We start from the raw sequence: 3,333 nt of genomic DNA, 5'->3' as shown, positions 1-3,333 counted from the left end.
AAAATCTTGTAAATCATCATAATCAGTATAATCCTGAACAAAGACAAAATCCGCGGTATTTATTTAGTTTTGCTTTAAAGCACAAAATTATGAATTTTAAAGTATGCGTTCCCGTTGGATTAGTGGTACTGGCAACAGCCCTGTTTGGGTGTCATTCCGAAGCTCCTAAAGAAGCGCAGCAGTCCACCGCCGGCTCAGCGGCTTTACAGGCGCCATACAGCCAGGTATTTTATGATTCGCTGAGGAGCAGTCTTTCTTCGTATTATCAATTGTCCGACGAGCTGGTAAAGGCCGATAGCACTGCCGCCAATGTGGTAGCCGCTGTACTTAAGCAACATATCGATAGTTTGCCGGTTACCCTGTTACAAATGGATAGCAGTCATCTCGCCAATATCACCGGTATTACCGGCAGCATCAGCGCAGAACTGGCCGGTTTTGAAGGAGAAACAGGATTGGAAGGCAAACGTGCCTCTTTTCAGATGGTGTCAGATATGCTATTTGATCTTGTTAAGAATACCGGCTTAAAAGGGCATACGATCTATCACCAGTACTGCCCGATGGCATTTGACGATAAAGGCGCCTATTGGCTCAGCGACAAGCCGGGAATCCAGAATCCTTACTTCGGCCATAAGATGCTGTCCTGCGGGGAAACCAGGGATACTTTAATTTATAAATAACTTCTTGTTGAATCGTGAACAGTAAATCGTAAATTACCATTACTTTTTCGCTGTTCATGATTTAATGGTATGTTCACACGGTATGGTCCCTTTCTCTTAGTCCTCTTTTTGCTTTGTTCCTTCAAAGAGGTTCGGGGACAGCAATATACCGTAAGTGGCTTTATAAAAGACAGTACCAACGGAGAATCTCTTCCGGGAGCCACCATACAGGTTTTACATTCTACCAACGGGGTCCACACCAACAACTACGGATTTTATTCCATTACACTGCCCGCCGGAAATTACATCCTGCTCTACTCTTTCCTTGGATTTGAATCAAAAGCCATCGCCCTTTCGCTGAATGAAAATATTAACCAGAACCTGGAGTTGTATCCACGTTCTTATCAGGCAAAAGAGGTGGTGATATCAGACAAAAGGAAAGATGCCAATGTCAAAAGCACAGATATGGGCAGGGCGGAGTTGTCTACCGTACAAATAAAGAAACTGCCGGCCCTGATGGGAGAGGTGGACGTACTGAAAGCCCTGCAGCTAATGCCCGGCGTACAGGCCGCTGGTGAAGGTAACGCCGGTTTTTACGTACGTGGCGGCGGCCCGGATCAGAACCTCATATTACTCGACGAAGCCCCGGTATATAATACCGGCCATCTGTTTGGTTTTTTTTCCGTTTTTAATGCAGATGCCATCCGCAATACCACCCTGATCAAAGGCGGCATGCCCGCTAACTACGGAGGCCGGTTGTCTTCCGTAGTGGATATTTCCATGAAAGAAGGGAATAATAAAAATTTTCAGGGAGAAGGCGGAATAGGACTGATCTCTTCCCGCCTCTCTTTCCAGGGGCCACTCAAAAAAGACAAAGCCTCGTTTATCGTAAGCGGCAGACGGACGTATATTGACCTGATCACAAGACCATTTATTAATAATACTGCGTATAGGGGTTCGGGTTATTACTTCTATGACCTGAATGTAAAAATGAATTACATTTTTTCAGACAAGGATCGTGTTTACCTCAGCGGCTACATCGGAAAGGATGTCTTCAGCTTCAATAATAACGACCGGTCCTTTGACGTAAAAATTCCATGGGGCAATACCACGGCCACTTTAAGATGGAACCATGTGTTCAATAAAAAATTATTTGCCAATACCTCCCTGATCTATAACGATTACAAATTTCAGTTTAGCGCCTTACAGAACAATTTTGATATCCGGCTTTCTTCTGGTATCAGCGATGGCAACATAAAAACAGATTTCGATTATTACGCCCACGTAAACCATCACATCAAATTCGGGGGGAACTATATCTATCACACCTTCACTCCGTCTACTATTTCAGGGAACCAGGACAGTACTACCTTTTCACCGGAAAATGCGTTTAAGAAATACGCCCATGAAGTTGCGTTGTACCTGATGGATGACTGGGAAATATCTCCCCATCTGCAACTGAATGCAGGCGTGCGTTACAGCGGCTTTATGCAAATAGGGCCTTATACCCGTTATGACCGTGATGCTGCCGGAAACAGAATTGATAGTGTGGTATATCGCCGCTGGCAACCAGTTATCCGCTATGGTGGCCTGGAACCCAGGGTCATTCTGCGTTGGTCCTGGAATGATAAGAATTCCATAAAAGCGGCCGTGACGCGTAATTACCAGTTCATTCACCTGGTATCCAATGCAGGTACCACGCTGCCTACTGATGTATGGGTGCCCAGCACTTACCTGGTGCAACCACAACTGTCCTGGCAATACACGGTCGGGTACTTCCGTAATTTTAAGGACAACGTGTACGAAGCTTCTGCAGAAGTATATTACAAGGATATGCAGCATCAGATCGAGTACCGGGAAGGATATACGCCTACACTCGATGATCCCGAAAAAGATTTTGTATTTGGCAAGGGAGAGGCTTATGGACTGGAATTATTCGTGAATAAAAAGAGAGGACGATTTACCGGTTGGGTGGGTTACACGCTGGCCTGGACCTGGCGTCAGTTCCCGGCCTTAAACGATGGGAAACGTTATCCTGCCAAGTACGATCGTCGCCATGATCTGTCGCTGGTGGGTACTTATGACCTCAATAAGCACTGGAGTTTTTCGGGCATATTCATTTACGGCAGCGGCAACACCACTACTTTGCCAGAAACTTTCTATTTTATGGAAACCACGCTGGTACAGGGTTATGGTAGTATCAATTCCTACCGGCTGGAGGCCTATCACCGGCTGGACTTATCTGCTATTTATACGCCAACGCCTAAGAAACCCAACAGGCGCATCAAAAGCAGCTGGGCGTTTTCTATTTATAATGTATACAGCCGTAAAAATCCTTACTTTATTTATTTCGATCAAACAGGAAGTGCGCTGAATGGTACGTTGACAGTGAGTGCGAAGCAGGTATCGTTGTTTCCGATCATACCATCGGTCACATATAACTTTAAGTTCTAGGGGAAGAAAAAGATGGAAGCTTTATACAGGAATGGTGCGGTACATACGGGTGCTGGAGTGGAAATACACGAAGGAAGGGGGCTATCTCGGAATAGCGAATCTTATGAGGCTAAATAAGGTGCCCACAAGGATAATATACTGAACCACCGTAAGCCAGCCATAGTGGCTTTTTAATTCAGATTTAACCTCTGCCAGATCGGCTTTACTAGCCATTTGAGTGTTC

At 45.3% G+C, this 3,333-nt stretch carries 2 protein-coding genes; both read left to right on the top strand.

The features are described from left to right. Positions 1-89: 89 nt before the first annotated feature. Positions 90-677 carry a DUF3347 domain-containing protein gene (locus VIP81_RS29300; RefSeq protein WP_331970127.1) on the top strand — a complete coding sequence of 196 codons (588 nt, stop codon included), beginning with the start codon at positions 90-92 and terminating at the stop codon, positions 675-677. Positions 678-746: 69 nt separating this feature from the next. Then, positions 747-3,110, top strand: coding sequence for a TonB-dependent receptor (locus tag VIP81_RS29295; RefSeq protein WP_331970124.1), 2,364 nt, complete (start codon positions 747-749; stop codon positions 3,108-3,110). Positions 3,111-3,333: the final 223 nt, after the last annotated feature.

Source organism: Chitinophaga sp. (genome assembly GCF_036566945.1).
Taxonomy (GTDB): domain Bacteria; phylum Bacteroidota; class Bacteroidia; order Chitinophagales; family Chitinophagaceae; genus Chitinophaga.
This window is presented reverse-complemented; position numbering and strand designations above follow the sequence as displayed.